The organism is Pseudomonas sp. ChxA, from assembly GCF_030263855.1.
Classification (GTDB): Bacteria; Pseudomonadota; Gammaproteobacteria; order Pseudomonadales; family Pseudomonadaceae; genus Aquipseudomonas; species Aquipseudomonas fluorescens_CB.
Genome location: NZ_JARPMK010000001.1, coordinates 4,715,250 through 4,734,740, shown reverse-complemented (window position 1 = coordinate 4,734,740; position 19,491 = coordinate 4,715,250). Strand labels below are relative to the sequence as shown.

The 19,491-nt window shown below is 60.5% G+C and carries 16 protein-coding genes; 4 read left to right on the top strand and 12 right to left on the bottom strand.

Annotated features, from left to right (window positions below; translation table 11 throughout):
• Positions 1-201: 201 nt before the first annotated feature.
• Both P5706_RS20960 and P5706_RS20955 read left to right on the top strand, forming a co-directional pair.
• Positions 202-1,287 carry a DUF1615 domain-containing protein gene (locus P5706_RS20960; RefSeq protein WP_285681489.1) on the top strand — a complete coding sequence of 362 codons (1,086 nt, stop codon included), beginning with the start codon at positions 202-204 and terminating at the stop codon, positions 1,285-1,287.
• An 89-nt stretch (positions 1,288-1,376) separates the two neighbouring features.
• Positions 1,377-1,796 (top strand): PaaI family thioesterase, encoded by a 420-nt coding sequence (locus P5706_RS20955; protein ID WP_285681487.1) that lies wholly within the window; start codon positions 1,377-1,379, stop codon positions 1,794-1,796.
• 253 nt (positions 1,797-2,049) lie between these two features.
• Here P5706_RS20955 and P5706_RS20950 read toward each other — a convergent pair whose 3' ends face one another.
• The 3 genes from P5706_RS20950 to P5706_RS20940 are packed head-to-tail and all read right to left on the bottom strand — an operon-like array spanning position 2,050 to position 4,632.
• Positions 2,050-3,231 (bottom strand): acetyl-CoA C-acetyltransferase, encoded by a 1,182-nt coding sequence (locus P5706_RS20950; RefSeq protein WP_285681485.1) that lies wholly within the window; start codon positions 3,229-3,231, stop codon positions 2,050-2,052.
• An 11-nt stretch (positions 3,232-3,242) separates the two neighbouring features.
• A complete protein-coding gene (locus tag P5706_RS20945; protein WP_017135011.1) occupies positions 3,243-3,902 on the bottom strand; it encodes a CoA transferase subunit B in 660 nt (219 codons plus the stop codon).
• A gap of 31 nt (positions 3,903-3,933) precedes the next feature.
• On the bottom strand, positions 3,934-4,632 hold the full coding sequence (locus tag P5706_RS20940) for a CoA transferase subunit A (protein ID WP_058420641.1): 699 nt from the start codon (positions 4,630-4,632) through the stop codon (positions 3,934-3,936).
• A gap of 133 nt (positions 4,633-4,765) precedes the next feature.
• On the opposite strand from P5706_RS20940, the gene P5706_RS20935 reads away from it, so the two are divergent.
• Entirely contained in the window at positions 4,766-5,668 is a 903-nt protein-coding gene (locus tag P5706_RS20935; protein ID WP_285681482.1) for a LysR family transcriptional regulator, read from the top strand.
• A 122-nt stretch (positions 5,669-5,790) separates the two neighbouring features.
• Here the strand turns inward: P5706_RS20935 and P5706_RS20930 are convergent, their stop codons facing one another.
• The 6 genes from P5706_RS20930 to P5706_RS20905 form a co-directional block, all read right to left on the bottom strand.
• Positions 5,791-6,120, bottom strand: a complete 330-nt coding sequence (locus tag P5706_RS20930; protein ID WP_138815508.1) for a hypothetical protein — start codon at positions 6,118-6,120, stop codon at positions 5,791-5,793.
• Between the two features lie 602 nt (positions 6,121-6,722).
• A complete protein-coding gene (locus P5706_RS20925) occupies positions 6,723-7,571 on the bottom strand; it encodes an NAD-dependent protein deacetylase (protein WP_200434104.1) in 849 nt (282 codons plus the stop codon).
• An 8-nt stretch (positions 7,572-7,579) separates the two neighbouring features.
• Complete coding sequence (locus P5706_RS20920; RefSeq protein WP_285681479.1) at positions 7,580-8,020, bottom strand: CBS domain-containing protein; 441 nt, start codon at positions 8,018-8,020, stop codon at positions 7,580-7,582.
• A 132-nt stretch (positions 8,021-8,152) separates the two neighbouring features.
• Positions 8,153-10,102, bottom strand: coding sequence for a DNA topoisomerase III (locus P5706_RS20915; RefSeq protein WP_285681477.1), 1,950 nt, complete (start codon positions 10,100-10,102; stop codon positions 8,153-8,155).
• 221 nt (positions 10,103-10,323) lie between these two features.
• Entirely contained in the window at positions 10,324-11,946 is a 1,623-nt protein-coding gene (locus P5706_RS20910) for an MFS transporter (protein WP_017135018.1), read from the bottom strand.
• Positions 11,947-12,011: 65 nt separating this feature from the next.
• On the bottom strand, positions 12,012-13,658 hold the full coding sequence (locus tag P5706_RS20905; protein ID WP_285681474.1) for a GMC family oxidoreductase: 1,647 nt from the start codon (positions 13,656-13,658) through the stop codon (positions 12,012-12,014).
• Positions 13,659-13,973: 315 nt separating this feature from the next.
• Between P5706_RS20905 and P5706_RS20900 the strand changes: the two genes are divergently transcribed.
• Positions 13,974-14,867: a LysR family transcriptional regulator gene (locus P5706_RS20900; RefSeq protein WP_285681473.1), complete on the top strand. Its 894-nt coding sequence runs from the start codon at positions 13,974-13,976 to the stop codon at positions 14,865-14,867.
• A gap of 135 nt (positions 14,868-15,002) precedes the next feature.
• Here the strand turns inward: P5706_RS20900 and P5706_RS20895 are convergent, their stop codons facing one another.
• The 3 genes from P5706_RS20895 to P5706_RS20885 all read right to left on the bottom strand — a co-directional run bounded on the left by P5706_RS20895 (position 15,003) and on the right by P5706_RS20885 (position 19,480).
• Positions 15,003-16,862: a DUF3857 domain-containing transglutaminase family protein gene (locus P5706_RS20895; protein WP_285682793.1), complete on the bottom strand. Its 1,860-nt coding sequence runs from the start codon at positions 16,860-16,862 to the stop codon at positions 15,003-15,005.
• Positions 16,863-17,018: 156 nt separating this feature from the next.
• The gene (locus P5706_RS20890; RefSeq protein WP_285681472.1) at positions 17,019-18,119 is read right to left on the bottom strand and encodes a DNA alkylation repair protein; all 1,101 of its coding nucleotides are present in this window, start codon (positions 18,117-18,119) and stop codon (positions 17,019-17,021) included.
• Between the two features lie 14 nt (positions 18,120-18,133).
• On the bottom strand, positions 18,134-19,480 hold the full coding sequence (locus tag P5706_RS20885; RefSeq protein ID WP_285681470.1) for a glutamine synthetase family protein: 1,347 nt from the start codon (positions 19,478-19,480) through the stop codon (positions 18,134-18,136).
• Between the last annotated feature and the right edge of the window lie 11 nt (positions 19,481-19,491).

Genomic DNA, 19,491 nt, shown 5'->3' with positions numbered 1-19,491 from the left:
CGCAGCAGTGCTTATCCGGCGGATTGGTAGGATGTTTCCGTAGTTTTTGTCGTCTGTTCGGGCGGGTGTGGTGATGTGATTGTCGTACAGCAGGCAGTCACGTTTGGTCGTAACTGACAAATGCAGCAGGTCGGCGAACCCCGGTTAGACTTACCTGTCGATATTTGCACAACCCGGCCCGTCGTTATTCAAGGAAGCCTTATGTATTCAAGCCGCCTGATCCTGTGCCTCACCACGTTGCTGGTGCTGGCCGGTTGCTCCACCCCACGCAGCCCGCAGCAGCCTGAGCGCAGCGAGGCCGAGGTGAAGGCGCAAATTGTGCGGCTGTTGCCGGCCACGGTAGCGGACCGCAACGGCTGGGCCAAAGACATTTACACCGCCTTCGACACTCAGAAAATCTACCCCAGCAGCGAAAATATTTGCGCCGTGCTGGCGGTGACCGAGCAAGAGTCCACCTATCAGGTAGACCCGCCCGTGCCGAACATGGGCAAGATCGCCCAGGATGAAATCCTGCGCCGCGCCGGCAAGGTCCATGTGCCGGCCTTTGTGGTGCGCACCACGCTGCAATTGCGTTCGCCCACCGGCAAGACCTACGCCGAGCGCCTCAGTGCCGCACGCACGGAGAAGGACTTGAGCGGCATTTTTGACGATTTCATCAGCATGGTGCCCTTGGGTAATACCTTGTTCGGCGGCTTCAACCCGGTACACACCGCGGGCCCCATGCAGGTCAGCATCGACTTTGCGCAGCAACACGCCCGCGATTATCCCTACACCGTGGATGGCACGATTCGTCGCGAAGTCTTCACCCGTCGTGGCGGCATGTACTTTGGCATTACGCATTTGCTTGGTTACCCGGTGAGCTACGACCAGCCGTTGTACCGCTTTGCCGATTTCAACGCGGGCTGGTATGCCAGCCGCAATGCCGCGTTCCAGGCGGCTGTCAGCCGAGTCAGCGGCACCGAGCTGGCACTGGATGGGGATCTGATTCGTTATGGTTCACTGCTGCCCGGCACCACCGAGTTGGCGGTGCGTTCCCTGGGCGCGAAACTGGATATGCGCAACCCCAGCATCCGCAGTCAGCTGGAAAAAGGTGAGCAGTTCGATTTCGAGGACACCACCCTCTACAAACGCGTCTTTGCCCTGGCCGACAAGGCCGCCGGCAAGCCGGTGCCGCGCGCGATTTTGCCGGGCATCGTGCTCAAGAGTCCGAAGATCACCCGCAACCTCACCACCGCGTGGTTTGCCAAGCGTGTGGATGAGCGCTATCAGCGTTGCATGAAGCGTTAGCTGATTGTTGATCATTGGCTTGGCTGATCTTGATGGCGGTCTTGGGGAGGCTGGGGTACACCTCGTGTTTTGGCCAAGGAAGAACTGCCATGATCAGTCACACAGTGCCCGAAGGCTTTGTCTCGCTGCCACGCAGCAGCCCGTTGCTCGACCTGTTAGGTCCGGCGTATTGCCGGGGTGAAGGGTTGCAACTGGAAATCGGCCTGCGTGCCGACAACCGCCACGCCAATGGACGCGGCACGGTGCACGGTGGTGTGTTGGCAACCCTGGCGGATGTCGGCATGGGCTATGCGATGGCGTTTTCCAGTGAGCCGCCGTTACCGTTGATAACCGCGAGCATGACGCTGGATTACCTGGGTGCCGTGCAGGTGGGGGAGTGGGTTGTGGTGCGGTTGGAGCACCACAAGCGTGGCCGGCAGATGGCGTTTGCCACCGTGAGCCTGCAAGTGGGAGACAAGGTGGTGGCAAGGGCGAATGCAGTGTTTGCGATGCCTCATACCGACGGATGACCGCGATCAACTGTGGGAGCTGGCTTGCCTGCGATAGCGGTGTATCAGGTAACAACTGCTTGGCTGACACGCCGCTATCGCAGGCAAGCCAGCTCCCACATGTAGATCGTGTTTTTTCCGGAAACCCGGGCAAAGAAAAGGCCCGATTTTCGTGGAATCGAGCCTTTTCTCGTGTTGCTCTTGTTGACTGGGGCTGCTGCGCAGCCCAACGGGAGCAGGCTCCCTCGCCACAATTAGCCTGTTGCTCTTTAGATCAACTGCGCTCGAGCGCCAGGGCTACGCCTTGGCCGCCGCCGATGCACAAGGTGGCCAGGCCTTTCTTGGCGTCGCGCTTGATCATTTCATGCAGCAGGGTCACCAGCACGCGGCAGCCTGAGGCGCCGATCGGATGGCCGATGGCGATGGCGCCGCCGTTGACGTTGACCTTGTTCGCATCCCATTCCAGCTCTTTGCCCACCGCCAGAGACTGCGCGGCGAAGGCTTCGTTGGCTTCGATCAGGTCCAGGTCGCCCAGGCTCCAACCGGCTTTGTCCAGGCAGCGGCGGGTCGCCGAGACCGGGCCGATGCCCATGATCGCAGGGTCCACGCCAGCGTTGGCGTAGCTGGCGATACGCGCTAGCACCGGCAGGCCGAGGGCCTTGGCTTTTTCGGCGCTCATCAACAAGACGGCGGCGGCGCCGTCATTGAGGCTGGAGGCGTTGCCGGCGGTCACGCTGCCGTCTTTCTTGAACGCGGGCTTGAGCTTGGCCAGCGACTCGGCTGTGGTACCAACGCGCGGTTGCTCATCCACGGCGAAGGCCACCGGGTCGCCCTTGCGCTGCGGGATCAGGACCGGGGTGATCTCATCGACAAACCGGCCGGCTTCGATAGCGGCGGCGGCTTTCTGCTGGGAGGCGGCGGCGAAGGCGTCCTGGGCTTCACGGCTGATGCCGTACTTGTCCACCAGGTTCTCGGCGGTGATGCCCATGTGGTAGTCGTTGAACGCGTCCCACAGGCCGTCAGTGATCATGCTGTCGAGCATCTTGGCGTGGCCCATGCGCAAGCCGGTGCGCGCAGCGGGTAATACGTACGGCGCCAGGCTCATGTTCTCCATGCCGCCGGCGATGATCACATCAGCGTCGCCACAACGGATGGCTTGGGCGCCCAGGTGCAGGGCTTTGAGGCCCGAGCCGCAGACCTTGTTCAGGGTCAAAGCCGGCACCGCATGGGGCAGACCCGCCAGAATAGAGGCCTGGCGCGCCGGGTTCTGGCCGCTGCCTGCGGTCAGTACCTGGCCGAGGATCACTTCATCGACCTGAGCCGGATCCAGGCCGGTCTGCTCCAGCAGGCGACGGATCACGGCCGCGCCCAACTCCGGTGCCGGAATGCTGGCCAGCGCTCCTTGAAAGCTGCCCACGGCGGTGCGGGTGGCAGCAACAATCACGACGTCTTGCATGGAATCTGTCCTCACTGGAAGTGCATTTCTGGAACGTGGTCCGGGACGATCAGTTTACCGGCGGTCTTGCTCACAATCTCTTCAACGCTGACGCCAGGTGCGCGTTCCTTGAGGACAAAAGCGCCATTTTCGATTTCCAGGTACGCAAGGTCTGTCAGCACGCGCTTGATGCACTTGGCGCCGGTCAGCGGCAGGCTGCATTGGCTGAGCAGTTTGGACTCACCGTCCTTGGACGCGTGGGTCATGATCACGATGATGTTTTCTGCACCGGCCACCAGGTCCATGGCGCCGCCCATGCCTTTGACCAGCTTGCCGGGGATCATCCACGACGCGATGTTGCCTTGCACGTCCACTTCAAATGCGCCGAGCACGGTGAGGTCGACATGCCCGCCGCGAATCATTGCGAAGGACTCGGCAGAGGAGAAGATCGAGGCGCCGATGCGTGCGGTCACGGTTTGTTTGCCGGCGTTGATCATGTCGGCATCGATGGTTTCTTCGGTCGGAAACGGTCCCATGCCGAGCAGGCCGTTTTCCGATTGCAGCATCACTTCCATGCCTTCGGGGATGTAGTTGGCCACCAGGGTCGGGATACCGATACCGAGGTTGACGTAGAAACCGTCCTGCATTTCGCGGGCGACGCGTTGAGCCATTTGTTCGCGGGTAAGAGCCATGTGTTGTCTCCTTATTATTTGGGCTGGCGGATTATTTGCGGACGGTGCGCTGTTCGATGCGCTTCTCGAAGGTGCCGCAAATGACTCGGTCGACGTAGATGCCTGGGGTGTGGATCTGCGCCGGGTCCAGCTCGCCCGGTTCGACGATTTCTTCCACTTCGACCACGGTGATCTTGCCCGCAGTAGCCGCCAGCGGGTTGAAGTTCTGCGCGGTATGGCGGTAGATGACGTTGCCGAAGTGGTCGGCTTTCCAGCCTTTGACAATGGCGAAGTCGCCGGTGATGGACTCTTCCATCAGGTACGGGCGACCGTTGAACTCGCGGGTTTCCTTGCCTTCGGCGACCGGAGTGCCGACGCCGGTGGCGGTGAAGAACGCCGGGATGCCGGCGCCGCCTGCGCGCATTTTTTCGGCCAGGGTGCCTTGGGGCGTGAGCACCACTTCGATTTCGCCGCTGAGCAGTTGCTTCTCGAACAGGGCGTTTTCACCGACGTAGGAGGCGATTACCTTGCTGATCTGCTTTTCTTCCAGCAACACGCCCAGGCCAAACCCGTCGACGCCGCAGTTGTTGGAAACCACGGTCAGGTCGCGGGTGCCTTTGCGCTTGATCTCGGCGATGAGGTTTTCTGGAATGCCGCACAGGCCAAAACCACCTGAGAGCACGGTCATGCCGTCTTCCAGGCCTGCCAGTGCTTCTTCATAGGACGCCACGCGTTTATCGAAACCTGCCATATGCACCTCTTTTATTGTTTGTGGGCCAGCCAATGAACTGAGTGTTGCGCCGACGGATTGATTTGTTAAGTTGTTTTTTAAGGTTGATTGATTTAGAAAACAGCATAGTCCAATCGCCGCCCGGAGCAGCCTCATGACCGTCAAACAGATGCGTGCCTTTCTCGCCGTGGCCCAAAGCCTGAGTTTTGCCGCGGCCTGCGAGCGCCTGCACCTTTCCCAGTCGGCGCTGAGCCTGACCATCAAGGGCTTGGAGGAGGGCCTGGGTGGGCGCCTGTTCAGCCGCAATACCCGCAACGTTGCGCTGACGCCTGAAGGTGAATCGCTGCTGCCGTTGGCGCGCCGGCTGATTGCCGATTGGGACAATGCCGAAGACGAACTGCGTCAGCGTTTCACCCTGCAGCGTGGTCGCGTCACGGTGGCGGCGATGCCGTCGTTTGCGGGCAACCTGCTGCCACCGATCCTGAAGATATTCCGCGCACGTTACCCGCAGGTGAATGTGACGGTGCACGACCTGATCAATGAACAGGTGCTGGAAATGGTCCGTGATCGCCAAGTGGAACTGGGCGTGGCGTTCGAGCCGTCCGAAGGCTCGTCACTGGCCTTCACGCCTTTATACCTGGACCGGTTTATTGCGGTGGTGCCCGGTGATTCGCCCTTGGCGCAATGTACCGAAGTCGACTGGAAAACCCTGTTGGAACACCCGTTCATCACCCTGCAACGGCCCTCGACGGTGCGCGTGATGCTGGAGGAGCATCTCGGGGCCTTGCAGATGAAATTGCCGGTAGCGTTGGAAAGTCATCAATTGGCCACGGTCGGCAAGATGGTTGCCAGTGGCCTGGGTGTCAGCGCCGTGCCTGCGCTGTGCGCGCGTCAGATGGAGGAGGCGGGCGCCCATTGCATCACCTTGAGTGCCCCGGTCATCGAGCGGCCGATTGGTGTACTCACCAAGCCCGGTCATGAACTCTCGGCGGCGGCGCAGGTGTTATTTGATATTTTTCGCGACGAAGCGGCGAAGGGACGTTTCCCGACTTTTTGAGCGTGCCACAAAACAAATGTGGGAGCTGGCTTGCCGGCGATAGCCAGTTAACATTCAACAAAAGTGTTGGCAGTTAAACCGTTATCGCCGGCAAGCCAGCTCCCACAGTGGGCAAGCTTTACTTAGTAGTAGCGGTCGATCACTTTAACTTGCGAGTTATCCTTGAAAGATGCCCAGGCATTGTTAAGTGTGTCGAAAACTTGCTCAATAAAGTTTCGATCGGCCGCCGCTTTCTTGCCGACATAACCCTGGCCGCGGCGGTACATCTTCAGGCGCGCCGCCAGTTCACGGTGGGTGCGGTCGAACTCGGCTTCTTCGGTGTGGGGCGCCAGGCAGTCAATTTTGACTTCGCCCGATTTGCCAATCCACAGGATATGGTCGTCGAGTTTGTCTTTTTGCGCTGCGAACATCTCAGCCAATTCATCGATAGTTGGTTGGTTGTTCAGATTCATGTGTAAGCCCCTTGACCAGTTGGCGATCTATCAGTTGGTTCGTTAAAACTGCTTAGTTGTCTCCGGTTGCGAAAACCGGGCGTCAGTAACGGTCTGCCGAATACGGGCAGGGTCTTGAACCTGATGCATGTAGTCTTGCTGATGAGCGGCTACGTAATGGTTTCATCACGAAGACAAGCAGCGTTTGAGCTCCTTGTACCGATCCTTGCGGGCTGGTCAGCTTCATCAATCTGCCTTGTGGGCAGTGCACATCCGGAAAAAACAGCTCGGCGGTCAGACGAGCTTGTTCAAAACGCGTGTTACCAACGCTCCCGATCCGGGAGACGTCTCGATAATGCAAGGACAAAAAGGTTACGTCAACGGTTATGTAGTGATTATTTTTAGTCACTACATAAATTGCTGTGGGGACGGGAGAATGCGGGAGAACGTGACTTGGGCGTCATTTTTTGTGCGGTGGGTCTCGGTGGGCAGGTAGTCAATACAACGCGAAAACCCTGTGGGAGCTGGCTTGCCTGCGATAGCGGTGTGTCAGCCAAAGCGTTGTTAACTGATACTCCGCTATCGCAGGCAAGCCAGCTTCCACAATTGAATTTGCAGTGTGCCTACTGACGCAATCGCTCGGCCAGCAAAGGCAACAACCGCTCGCATGACGCCTGGATCTTCACCTGCAACAGCTCATCCCCACGGGTCTTGCCCAGGTTGATGGCTATTACCGGCTTGCCTTGCTCCACCATCGCTTTGCACAGGCGAAACGCCGAATAGGCCATCAGTGAAGAACCCACCACCAGCAGCCCGTCTGCATGCTTCACGGCGGCCATGGCCCTGGCTGCTGTCGCCGGCGCCACGTTCTCGCCAAAAAACACAACGTCTGGCTTCAGGCGCTCGCCATTGCAATGGGGGCAGCGCGGCACCTGGAAGCGTTCTTCAAAGGTCGGATCGAGCAGCGTGTCACCGTCGGGCGCCTGCACCGCGTGGACCTGCACCAGGTAAGGATTGTCGATTTCCATCTGCCGCTGAATCACATCGCGGGTACTGCGCTGCTGGCAGTCCAGGCACAGCACACGATGCAGGCTGCCATGCAGTTCGATTACATCATGGCTGCCGGCCTGATCATGCAGGGTGTCGACGTTTTGCGTGATCAGCCCGCTGATACGGCCGCGCTGCTGCAGCGTGGCCAGTGCCAGATGAGCCTGGTTCGGCTGCGCAATACGCACCCGTGGCCAACCCAGCATGGCGCGTGCCCAATAGCGGCGACGCGCTTGCGCGGTGGCGAGGAATTCCTGGTACATCATCGGTGCCTTGCCACGGCGCACGCCTTCGCTGTCGCGATAGTCCGGGATACCCGATGACGTGCTGATACCTGCACCGGTCAAGACCAAAAAGCGTCGTTCAGCCATGGCCCGGTACAGGGTGTCGAGATGGTCTTCTTGATGGTCCAGCGTATCGAGCATGGGTTCCCCTATTCGCCGCGGATGTATTGCTCCAGCTGTTTGATCAGGTCGGCCTGTTCGGAAATGGCCTCTTTTACCAAGTCACCGATGGACAGCAGGCCCAGCAGTTTGCCGTCTTCGACCACGGGCAGGTGGCGCAGGTGACTGTCGGTCATGATGTTCATGCATTCTTCGACACTTTTATGGGTATCCACGGTGATGACCGGCGAACTCATCACCTCATGAACTTTTGTGGTGACCGAAGAGAGCCCCTTGAGGATGAGTTTGCGCGCGTAATCACGTTCGCTGATGATCCCGACAACCGAACCTTCCTTGACCACCGGCAAGGCACCGACGTTTTTCTCTGACATCCGCACCAGCGCCTCAAATACCGTGTGGTCCCATTGAATGGTATGGACGTCCTGGTTCTTCTGGTCCTTGGCTTTGAGCAGTTGTGCAACGGTTTTCATGGCGGCCACTCCGGTGTTGTTGTTAGGAAGTCAGCGAGTCCCCTACAGAATCCTAGACGGGCTACAGCGCCGCAAGGCCCAAAGCGGCGTTAAACCCGTCGAAAAACGTCATTCGCCGGATTATTTCGCGATTTAGCCGGCACTTTTCGGTTTTTTCGCCCGCTTTGTAGCGCCTGTTGTCTTGCGTGGTGCGGCCTTGCGTTTGTTTTTCCACGGCGTAGCCCCTCGGCCTGCCGGGCTGGCTGGGCCGGTGATGGTCATGCGCATGCCATTGCAGCGTGCCACTTGTTTGCTCATCCAGGCCGCCTGCTTGGCGACGAATTCTTCCAGGCTCATTTCACCGCTTTGCACCATGTCCAGTGCCTGCTCCCAGATCGCGGTGGTGCCTGGGTCGGCAATCGCCCGAGGCACCGCGTCGATCAGGCTGAACGCCGCCGGAGTGGCTGACAGTGCCTTGCCGTTTTTGACCAGATAACCCCGGTCGAGCAAGCCCTGGATAATTCCGGCACGGGTGGCTTCAGTGCCGATGCCGGTGGTGTCCTTGAGCTTTTGCTTGAGCAGCGGGTCTTCCACCAGTTTGGCGACGTTTTTCATCGCCTTGATCAGGTCGCCCTCGGTGAAGGGCTTGGGCGGCTGGGTCCACAGGTCCTTGAGGTTGACCTTGGCCACCGCGTAATCCTGGCCTTGCACCAAGGTCGGCAAGGCCTGCGGAGCGGGAGCTTCACGGCCTTTGGCGGGCGCCAGCGCCTCGGGCAGGGCGCGTTTCCAGCCCGGCTCGATGATGACTTTGCCTACCGCGCGCAAGGCTTGGCCGGCGCAGTCGAAATCAGCCTGGGTGCGGTCGTATTCATGGTTGGGCAGGAACTGCGCCAGGTAGCGCGCGCGAATCAGCGTGTAGACCGCACGGTGTTTGCCGGCCAGTTGCGCGACGTCCTTACCGGCACCCGTAGGAATGATGCCGTGGTGCGCGCTGACCTTGGCGTCGTTCCAGGCCCGCGAGCGGCGTTGCGGGTCGATGTGCGGCATCAGCTCATTGACTGCCGTATCCGCGCGGGCCAGCGCGGCCAAGATCTTCGGTGCATCACTGTGTTGGCTGAGCGGCAGGTAGCCGCAATCACTGCGAGGGTAGGTGATGACTTTGTGGGTTTCGTAAAGGGACTGCGCGATGTCGAGGGTTTCCTGGGCACCCAGGCCGAGCTTCTTGGAACAGATTTCCTGCAACGTGCCGAGGTCGAAGGGCAGGGGCGCGACTTCGCGCATGCGCTCGGTACGCAGTTTGACCAGCCGGGCGCTGGCGGCGTTGGTCATCGCATCGGCCGCATCGCGAGCCAGTTGCGGGTTAAGACAGCGGCCTTGATCGTCGCAGGCATCCTCAGCGGCGCGCCATTGAGCCGTGAAGGTCATGCGGTCATGCCGCAAGTCGACATCAATGGCCCAGTAAGCCACTGGCACAAAGTCGGCGATGCTGCGGTCGCGGTCCACCACCAGGCGCAAGGTCGGCGTTTGCACGCGGCCCACCGGCAATACGCCTTGATACCCGGATTGACGCCCGAGCAAGGTAAACAAGCGACTCATGTTCATGCCGATCAGCCAGTCGGCGCGTGAGCGGCCGAGGGCCGAGTGGTAAAGGCTGAAGGTTTCGGCGCCGGGTTTGAGGGCTGCGAGGGCTTTGCGAATGGAGGCTTCATCCAGTGCCGACAGCCACAAGCGCTGGATCGGTCCGCGATAGCGGCAATGCTCCACCAACTCACGGGCGATCATCTCGCCTTCGCGGTCGGCGTCGGTGGCGATCACCAGTTCCTGGGCTTCCCCGAGCAAACGCTTGACGGCCTTGAATTGGCTGGCGGTCTTGGGCTTGACCAGCATCTTCCATTTTTCCGGCACGATTGGCAGGTCGGCCAGCACCCAGCGCTTGTATTTAGCGTCGTAGGCGTCGGGTGGGGCGGTTTCCAGCAGGTGGCCGATGCACCAGGTGACTGTGACCCCATTACCCAGCCAGCACCCGTCGCCACGCCGACTGGCGCCGAGTACGGCCGCGATATCCTTGGCCTGGGAGGGTTTTTCACAGAGGTACAGCCGCATGGTCATCACATCAGATCGGGTTGATGCCTTGCAGGATGCTCAGTCAAAGGCAATTGAGCAACCATTATCTGTATGGATGTACAGCAATTTGTGTGGGCAGCACTCAGCAAAATGAGAGCACTGGCCTGCCTGCGATACGCACAACTCGGTACATCTGACACGCCGAGGTGACGCAATCGCAGGCAAGCCAGCTCCCACAGGTGGCTGCAGCGTTTTGAAGATCAGTTGTTATTGATGTCTACGTTCTTGGTTTCCTTCAGGCAGAACAATCCCACAATCAAGCTCACGCCGGTCACCACCACCGGGTACCACAAGCCGTAGAAGATATCGCCGGTGTACACCACCAAGGCAAACGACACGGTCGGCAGGAACCCGCCAAACCAGCCATTACCGATGTGGTAGGGCAGCGACATCGAGGTGTAGCGAATACGCGTCGGGAACAGTTCCACCATCAGCGCTGCCAACGGGCCGTAGCACATCGCGGCGATCAGAATCAGCACCACGATCAGCACCACCACCATCACCTTGTTGACCTGGGCCACGTCCGCCGAAGTCGGGTAGCCGGCGAGGGTCACCGCGCCGCGCAGGGCCGCTTCGTCGTAACCGTCGATGCGCACATCACCCACGCTCACCTGCACCGGGCTGCCGGCTGGCGCGGCGGCGCTGCTGTATGGCAGACCTTGCTTGACCAGGAAGGTCTTGACCTTGTCGCACGGGCTGTCAAAACGCGCCTTGCCCACTGGGTCGAACTGGAAGGTGCAGGTGGCCGGGTCGGCCAATACGGTAATCGGCGCCTGGTGGCTGGCCTGGTCCATCGCCGGGTTGGTGTAGTGCGCCAGCCCTTTGAAGATCGGAAAGTACAGCGCGGTGGCCAGCAGCAAGCCGAGCATCAGCACCGGTTTGCGCCCAACCTTGTCCGACAGCCAGCCAAACAGGATGAAGAACGGCGCGCCGATCACTACGCTGATAATCAACAGCATATTGGCCAGGGCCGGGTCCATCTTCAGGAACTGCGTGAGGAAGAACAGCACATAGAACTGCGCCGCATAGAAGGTCACTGCCTGCCCGCCGTTGATGCTGAACAGCGCAATCAGCACCACCTTGAGGTTTTCCCATTTGCCGAAGGATTCGCGGATCGGCGACTTGCTCGCCTTGCCTTCCTCTTTCATCTTCAGGAATGCCGGCGACTCATGCAGGCTCATGCGGATCCAGGTGGAAATGCCCAGCAGCACAATCGAGAACAGGAACGGAATGCGCCAGCCCCACACCTCGAACTGGTCGCCGGTGAAGTAACGGCACGCCAGCACCACCAGCAGCGACAGCAGCAGGCCCAGGGTGGCGGTGGATTGAATCCAGCTGGTGTGCAGGCCGCGTTTGCCGGCCGGTGCGTGCTCGGCCACATAAGTGGCTGCGCCGCCATATTCACCGCCCAACGCCAGGCCTTGCAGCATGCGCAGCACGATCAGAATGATCGGCGCCGCAATGCCGATGCTGGCATAGGTCGGCAATAGCCCGACACAGAAGGTCGCGACACCCATCAGGATGATGGTGACCAAAAACGTGTACTTGCGCCCGATCATGTCGCCCAGGCGGCCGAACACCAACGCGCCGAACGGCCGCACCACAAAGCCTGCGGCAAAGGCCATCAAGGCAAAGATAAACGCCGTGGTGTCATTCACCCCGGCAAAGAATTGCTTGCTGATCACCGCCGCCAGGGCGCCGTAGAGGAAAAAGTCGTACCACTCGAACACCGTCCCTAAAGACGAGGCGAAGATGACTTTTCTGGATTCGCTGCCGGTGCTCGCCTTGACGGCCGAGCCCAGGGGTTGAGCATGTTCTGACATCGGGTATCCCTCACAGTGATTATTTATTGTTGTTCCACTGTCGGCGCCGGGTGCGGCGCCGCTATTCAGATTGCATGAACCGTTTCTCTCTGCGGGGCGAGACTCCTTGTGTTCGGCGAAAGCATCAGTTGCGCTGCCTTTTCCGCAATCATCAGTGTAGGTGAGCAGGTGTTGCCGGATGTAATGCGTGGCATCACCGAGGCATCGGCAATACGCAGGCCCGGCACGCCATGTACGCGCAGTTGCGCATCGACCACTGCATCTTGGTCATCGCCCATGCGGCAAGTGCCCACTGGGTGAAAAATCGTCGTGCCGATACGCGCGGCGGCTTCATGCAGTTGTTCTTCGGTTTGCAGCGAATCGCCGGGCAGGTATTCCACCGGCTTGAACTGGCTCAAGGCCGGTGCGGCGACGATTCGGCGGGTCAGGCGGATCGCGTCGGCGGCCACGCGCAAATCTTCGGGATGGCTGAGGTAGTTGGGCCGTATCAGGGGTGCATCCGCCGGGTTGGCGGAGCGAATATCAATGCGGCCACGGCTTTGCGGGCGCAGGTCGCACACCGACGCGGTAAACGCCGGGAACGCATGCAATGGCTCGCCAAAACGTTCCAATGACAGCGGTTGCACATGGTATTCAAGGTTGGCCGACGTCTGTTCCGGGCCGGAGCGGGCGAAGGCGCCGAGCTGGCTGGGGGCCATCGACAATGGGCCGCTGCGGTCATACAGGTAGCGCAGGCCCATGCCCATCTTGCCCCACAGCGTGCCGGCGATCTGGTTCAAGGTGCGTGCGTTTTCGAGCTTGTAGATCAGGCGCAGTTGCAGGTGATCCTGCAGGTTGCCGCCAACACCCGGCAGCTCATGCAGCACGTTGATGCCTAATGGCTTGAGCACAGCGGACGGGCCAATCCCCGAACGCTGCAGAATACCGGGCGAACCAACAGAACCGGCGCACAGGACGATTTCCTTGCGTGCCTTCCAGCTCAGTTGTTGCCCATGTTGACGCCCGACCACGGCCGAAGCGCGACCGTTTTCCAGCACTACACGGTCGACTTCCACTTCGGTCAGCACGGTGAGGTTGGGGCGCTGGCGGATCGGCTTGAGAAACGCCTTCGCCGCGTTCCAGCGCACCCCGGCCTTTTGGTTGACCTGGAAGTAGCCGCAGCCTTGATTGTCGCCCTGGTTGAAATCGCTGATCGGCGCGATACCACTCTGCGCCGCCGCATCGCGAAAGGCGTCGAGGATCGGCCAGTGCAGGCGCTGTTGCTCCACGCGCCATTCACCGCCGTCGCTGTGAAACTCCGAGCCGCCGGCAAAATGGTTTTCGCTCTGTTTAAACAGTGGCAGCACGTCTTTCCAGGCCCAACCTGCGTTGCCTGCCGCTGCCCAGCCGTCGTAGTCCTGGGCTTGGCCACGCATATAGATCATGCCGTTGATGGAGGAGCAGCCTCCCAGCACTTTGCCGCGTGGGTAACTCAGTGCACGGCCTTGCAGGCCTTCCTGGGCTTCGGTCTTGAAGCACCAGTCGGTGCGCGGGTTGCCGATGCAGAACAGGTAACCGACGGGGATGTGGATCCAGGGGTAATTGTCGCGGCCACCGGCTTCGAGCAGCAGCACGCGGTGGGCGGGGTTGGCGGACAATCGATTAGCCAGCAGGCAGCCTGCGGGGCCGGCGCCTACGACGATGTAATCGTATTCAGCAGTTGCAATGGGCATCTGAGGTCTCGCTTGTTTTTCTTATTGGGCCCATCCTAGTTGTTAGTTTTCGTCTTAAAAATGTTAGTTTTTACCCAGCTGCTGTGCGTTTTTAAACAGCGGCACTTAAACCTCGAAGCATGTGGCGAGCGAGCTTGCTCGCGCTGGGCCGCGAAGCGGCCCCATCAGAGTAAGCGCGATGGTTCAGATGAAGTGTAGTGGCAGGCATTGGGCCCGCTGCACAGCCCGGCGCGAGCAAGCTCGCTCGCCACAGTAAGCGCCAGCCACAGGTGCCAGGCCAGGCATTAGAAGGTACTTTTGTCCAAGGGAGGCGACATGTTCGACTGGAATGACCTGCGGTTTTTTCTTGAGTTGCAACGCAGCGGCCGCTTGCTCACCGCTGCGCAGCGCCTGAAAACCACGCATGCCACGGTGGCCCGGCATATCGAGGCCATTGAGAAAAGCCTCGGCACCGCGCTGTTCGTGCAGCACGCCCAGGGCTACGAGTTGACACCTTCCGGTGAAGCGCTGCTTAAGCACGCCGAGGCCATGGAAAACGTCGCGTTGCTGGCCGAAGACGAACTTACCCACTCCGCTGCGCCGCTGGGCAAGATTCGCCTTGGCGTGGCCGAGGGTTTGGGCGTGATGTTCCTCGCCAGCCGCATGGGCGGGCTGTTCGAGCGTTATCCGGGGCTGGAAGTGGAACTGGTAGCGGTGCCGCGCTTTGTGAGCATTCTCAACCGCGAAGCGGAAATCAGCATCCACCTCGAACGCCCCAGCGTCGACCAACTCGTCACGCGCAAACTCACCGACTACCGCCTGGCGCTCTACGCCAGCCGGGCCTACCTTGCGCGCAACCCGCCAATCGAAAAGCGCGAAGACCTCGCCGCTCATGCCTGGATCGATTACGTGGATGACCTGTTGTTCAGCCAGGAACTCAAGTTCCTCAGCAGCTTTTGTCGCAACCCCAAAGTGGTATTCCACAGCACCAGCGTGATTGCTCAACACCAGGCGGCGCGTTCGGGATTGGGCATTGCGGTGCTACCGTGCTTCATGGCCGCTGGCGACCCGGACCTGGTGCCATTGCTGCCGGCAGAAAGCATCCAGCGCAGCTACTGGATCAGCTCGCGCCGGGAGCTGCACAAGTCGGTGCGGTTGCGGGTGTTGTGGGATTATGTGGTGGAGTTGTGCGCGCGGGAGCAAGGCTTGCTGCTCGGCGAACCCCACTGAAGAAACCGGATAAAAAAATGTGGGAGCTGGCTTGCCTGCGATGAGTCCCTGTCAGTCAACTTATTTGTTGAATGACACACTGCAATCGCAGGCAAGCCAGCTCCCACATTGGGTTTGTGTTGTGTCAGTCAGGGGTTAGAGCTTCACCACCTGATGCACCTGCTCAGCACACGCCCGTGCCTCGTCAATCATCTTGCCAAACGCTTCACTGGCAACTTCCGCATGGGTCAGCCAGCGTATTTTCTGGCTCAGGCGATAGTGATACTGCAGGCCGTCATCCGTGCGTTTGCCGTCCAGATCCAGGTCATACCAGGGCGAACGCACCTGGCAGCCGGGAATGGCTTTTTCCATTTGCCCACCGGTCAGCGTGAAGCGGTAGTCGTAGGTTTCCGGGTTGCCCAGGTAAAGATCGGCTTGTTGAGCATGGCGGCGATAGTTGATGAAACCATCCCAGCGGCCTTTGAGTGACTCGTCGGTGTAGACGTAGTCGTTCGCGAGCTTTTCCAACGCACGCTGGTCGTTCATGCTGGCGTTGACGGTGTAGCCGTCGTGTACCACGAATGCGGTGGGTTGGCGGGTGATTTTGCAGTCGCTGATGTCATTGCCGAAATTGCCGCAGATGTTCTGGTCGCTGGCGGTGGTGCCTTGTTGGCGGTCGGCGACGCTCATTTGCATCAGCGGCAAGCGGCTGAAGGTGATGGTGGCCTGGGTGGCGCCATTGCCTTGCTTGTCGAAGTGCACTTTTTTGTCCAGGCGCAGGGTGGTTTCCGGGCGTTCCAGCGGGATCTGTTCTTCGCGTACCTGGCCCTGAGCATCATTGACCAGTACCCAGCGGTCCTGGATGTCGGGCAGGGTCTGGCCGGGGGCGAACACCGGGTTGGTCGGGTCGAGCCACCAGACCTGGCCATCGACTTCGGCACGCACGATGGCGTGGTTCGCTGCATTGGTGCCGGGGATCAGCAATGCGAACGCCACGTCGCCACGGCTGACCCAGGCGGTTTCGGCCTTGATGCCGCTGGCCTTGAGCATGGCGGTCAGCAGGATCGCCAGGTCTTTGCAATCGCCATAACCATGCTGCTCGATTTCCGCCAGGTTGAACGGCACATAACCGCGCTCGGTAGCGCGCCAATCGCCCAGGTAGCGGTAGTGGTCGTTGATGTGCTGCATCAGCGCTTCGACCTGTTGTGCCGGCGCCAGGTTGCGTGCGGCGGCTACGGCAGCGGCCGCTTGCGCCGGCAGGTTGGCGCCGAGGATCTGATTGTAACGCTGGGCGAAATCACCGAAATACGCCTGGCGGTCCAGGGCGCTGCCCACTTCCAGGCGCGGGATGCGTTGCAGCGCGGCGCTGGAGGATTCGTTGATGTAATTGAGATAGGTCGGCTTTTTTTGCACCACGTCCAGGGTCTTGCCGTTGGCGGATGCCTTCACGTTGAAGCCGTCGAACAACTCGCTGCGCCACTGGATCGGGCGCTCGGCGGTGAAGCGCACCTTGACGTGGTCGCGCCGGAACGCGCTGGGGCCGAACATGATTGCATAGTGAAACTGGGTCACCAGCGGTTTGGCGGCGCGACGTTCGCGCACGGTGTAGCGAATTTGCGTGCCTACGCGCAGGTTCGGGAAGGCCAGCGAAGTTTGCTTGTCGCGGCTGAAGCCCTGGTCCGGGTTGGGCGCGGTGCGCGTGTCGATCTGTGCGGCGTCCAGCGCGACCGGCTTGGCGCCTGGTTGGATGGATTGCGCGCTGATCACTTCAAAGGTGTCGCCTTCGGAGTAATCGAAGTCGATGCGCGAGAGCATTTCGCGCCCGTTGGGCTTGAGGATGGTGTAGTGCTGGGTGGTGGTGCAGTCGGTGCTGGCGTCGCGGTTGAAGTGGCAGTGCAGCTCGGTGTCGCTGGCCAGCGGCGCTTCGGCCAAGGGTTGCAGGGCGGCACTGACACCGTGGGAAACCAGCCCCAGGCTCAGGGCAAGCAAGGGGCGGTGAAACGAAAAACGATACAAACGGTGCATGGGCGCCTCGGGTGACACAGTGGAACAACTACCCGATGGGTAGTGAGAAGGCGCTGGATGATAATGGATCGCAACAACAAAAGCCAGGATTGTCTGACAATTAATGCGGCTGAAAGGCCCGTACTAGAGCCTTTTGTTTGATTTGTGTCAGGGTTTTAGCAGTTCAAATTCGGCACTCGCGAGCTTTTCGCCGTTCACCAGCACATGCACCCAATGCTTGCCCGCGTAATGCTTGCGCGTGGTCAGCTCACGGATATGTTGTTCGCGGCGCAGGGTCTGATGTTCGCCTGCGCCGAGGGTAAAGGCCATGAGCTTGAACACTTTCGCCGCGCTGTGGCCGGCGCTTTTTACGTAGTCGATCGCGTAGTCGACCACCAGCTTCTGCGCAGTGGCGCCAGTGGATTGCAGGCTGAACGACAGGTTGATCCGCTCGCCCAGGTTGATCACCGCGGGCGTGACGTTGAAGTGGTTAATGCTCACCTCGGCCTTGGCGCCGGCGCCCATGAGCGTCAGTGCGCGGGTATTGCCTTGCTTGATCAGGCTGCGCAAGGCATGCCGGGCGATCCAGGCCGTGTGCGGGTTGTCCAGGTTCCAGCCTTCGATCAGGCTGAGCACCCAGTCCGGGTGGTCCTTGGTGATGTCGTTGAGGTGGTTGGCCACCGACTTGCGCACGTACAGGCTACTGTCGGCCTTGAGGTTATCCAGGATCGAGGCGCACAGCTGCGGGTTGGCCTGCACCGCCGCCAAGCGAAAGGACCAGGGCAGGCGAGGGCGCGAGCCTTCACTGGCGAGGCGACGCACATGTTCGTTGGCGTCCAGCGACCACTGCTGCATCACGGCCAGGGTGCGTTCAAAGTCGTTCAACAAGAACGGGCGAATGGCGAATTCGGCCGAGCCGAATGGGGTGAAGTATTTGAGCGCGGCCATGGAGCGCTTGAAGTCACTTTGCCCGTAACTGGCCACGTAGTGGGGCAGAAACAGGCACACAAATGCACTGTTCAGGCGCGGAGCCAGCGCATGCAGCAGCTTGAGGGTTTGCGCGTAATCCAGTGGGATTACCGCATGCAGGCTCTCACTGACCCGCGCCATGCGCTGCATCACCGACAACTCGGCCAGCCCGGCTTTGGCATGCTTTAGAAAGCCTTTGGCGTCGAACGCCGGGTACACCGCCGTCATTTCACTGGCGATGTGTTGCAGGCGTTCGACGTTGAAGATTTCCTTGAGGGCCGGGACGCTTTGGTCGGTCATCGGTGATTCCATGGCTAGAGAAACCAGCGGTATTCCCGCGCGTTGATCTCTTGTTGAAAGGCCAGGTGGTCCTGGCGTTTGTTTTCGCAGTACACGTCGATAAATTCGGCGCCCAGCTTATCGCGCAATACCGCTTGATGCTGCATGGCACGCACGGCGTCGAGCATTTCCAGGGGGAAGTCGGCGCCGCTGTTACGGTCCTCGTTCAGCGGGGCGATGGGTTCTTGCCTGGCTTCTAGGCCATGCTCCAAGCCTGCCAGGATCGCTGCCAGCACCAGGTAGGGGTTGGCGTCGGCACTGGCCAGGCGGTGTTCGATGCGTAGGTTGCGCGGGTCGGACTCGGGAATACGCACGCAGGCGTCGCGGTCTTCAAAGCCCCAGCTGGCGCGAGTAGCCGCGTTCACGGTGCCACCCAAGCGGCGGAAAGCGTTGTGGTTGGGCGAGAAGATCGGCATGCAGTGCGGCAACAATTCCAGGCAACCGGCCACCGCATGGCGCAGCGGTTGCTGCTGGTGCGCCGCGAGTAAATTATTGCCCGCGCCGTCATACAGGCTGACATGCACATGCATGCCGCTGCCGGGAAATTGCAGGTAAGGCTTGGCCATAAAGCTGGCGCGGTAGCCGTGCTTGAGTGCCACGCCACGCGTGCTGCGGCAGAACAGCGCGGCCCAGTCGGCGGCGCGCAGGCCGTCGTCGCAGTGGCCGAAGTTGATCTCGAACTGGCCAGGGCCGAGTTCGGCGGTGATTACCGTGATGTCGATGCCTTGGGCCTGGGCGGTTTGCGCCATGTCGTCGAGCACTTCGCTGAAGCGCGACAACCGCTCGATGTGCAGGTTGGGCTGGTCGTCAGCGTCATCATTCAACGGGTCGCGGGCGAATTGCGGCAGGCCATCGTCGAGTTTTTTATCGAACAGGTAAAACTCCAGCTCAAACGCTACCACCGGGTGAATGCCCTTGTGCTGCAGGCGCTCCAGCACCTTGGCCAGCACTTCACGCGGTTCAAACTCGATGGGCGCGTCAGTGCCATCCGAGGTGATCAGCATTTGCCCCAGCGGCTGCGCTTCCCAGCTCACCGGCTTGAGCGTGCCCGGCACCAGGCGGCGGTTGGCATCCGGGTCGCCGTCGTGAAAGCAATAGTCACCAATCTTGAACAGCCCGCCCTGAGCGCCCAGCAGCACGGCATTTTGCGGCAGCTTCAGCGGGCTGCCGGCGGCGACTTTTTCGAGCATCTCCACCGGGTAGCGCTTGCCGTAGAAGTGCCCGGGAATGTCCAGGGCGATCAGGTCGACGTAACGCACCTCGGGGTGGTTCTGGCGAAAGGTCCGTACTTCGGCCAGCAACGTGGAGGATTGGCTTTTCACGGGTGTTGCTC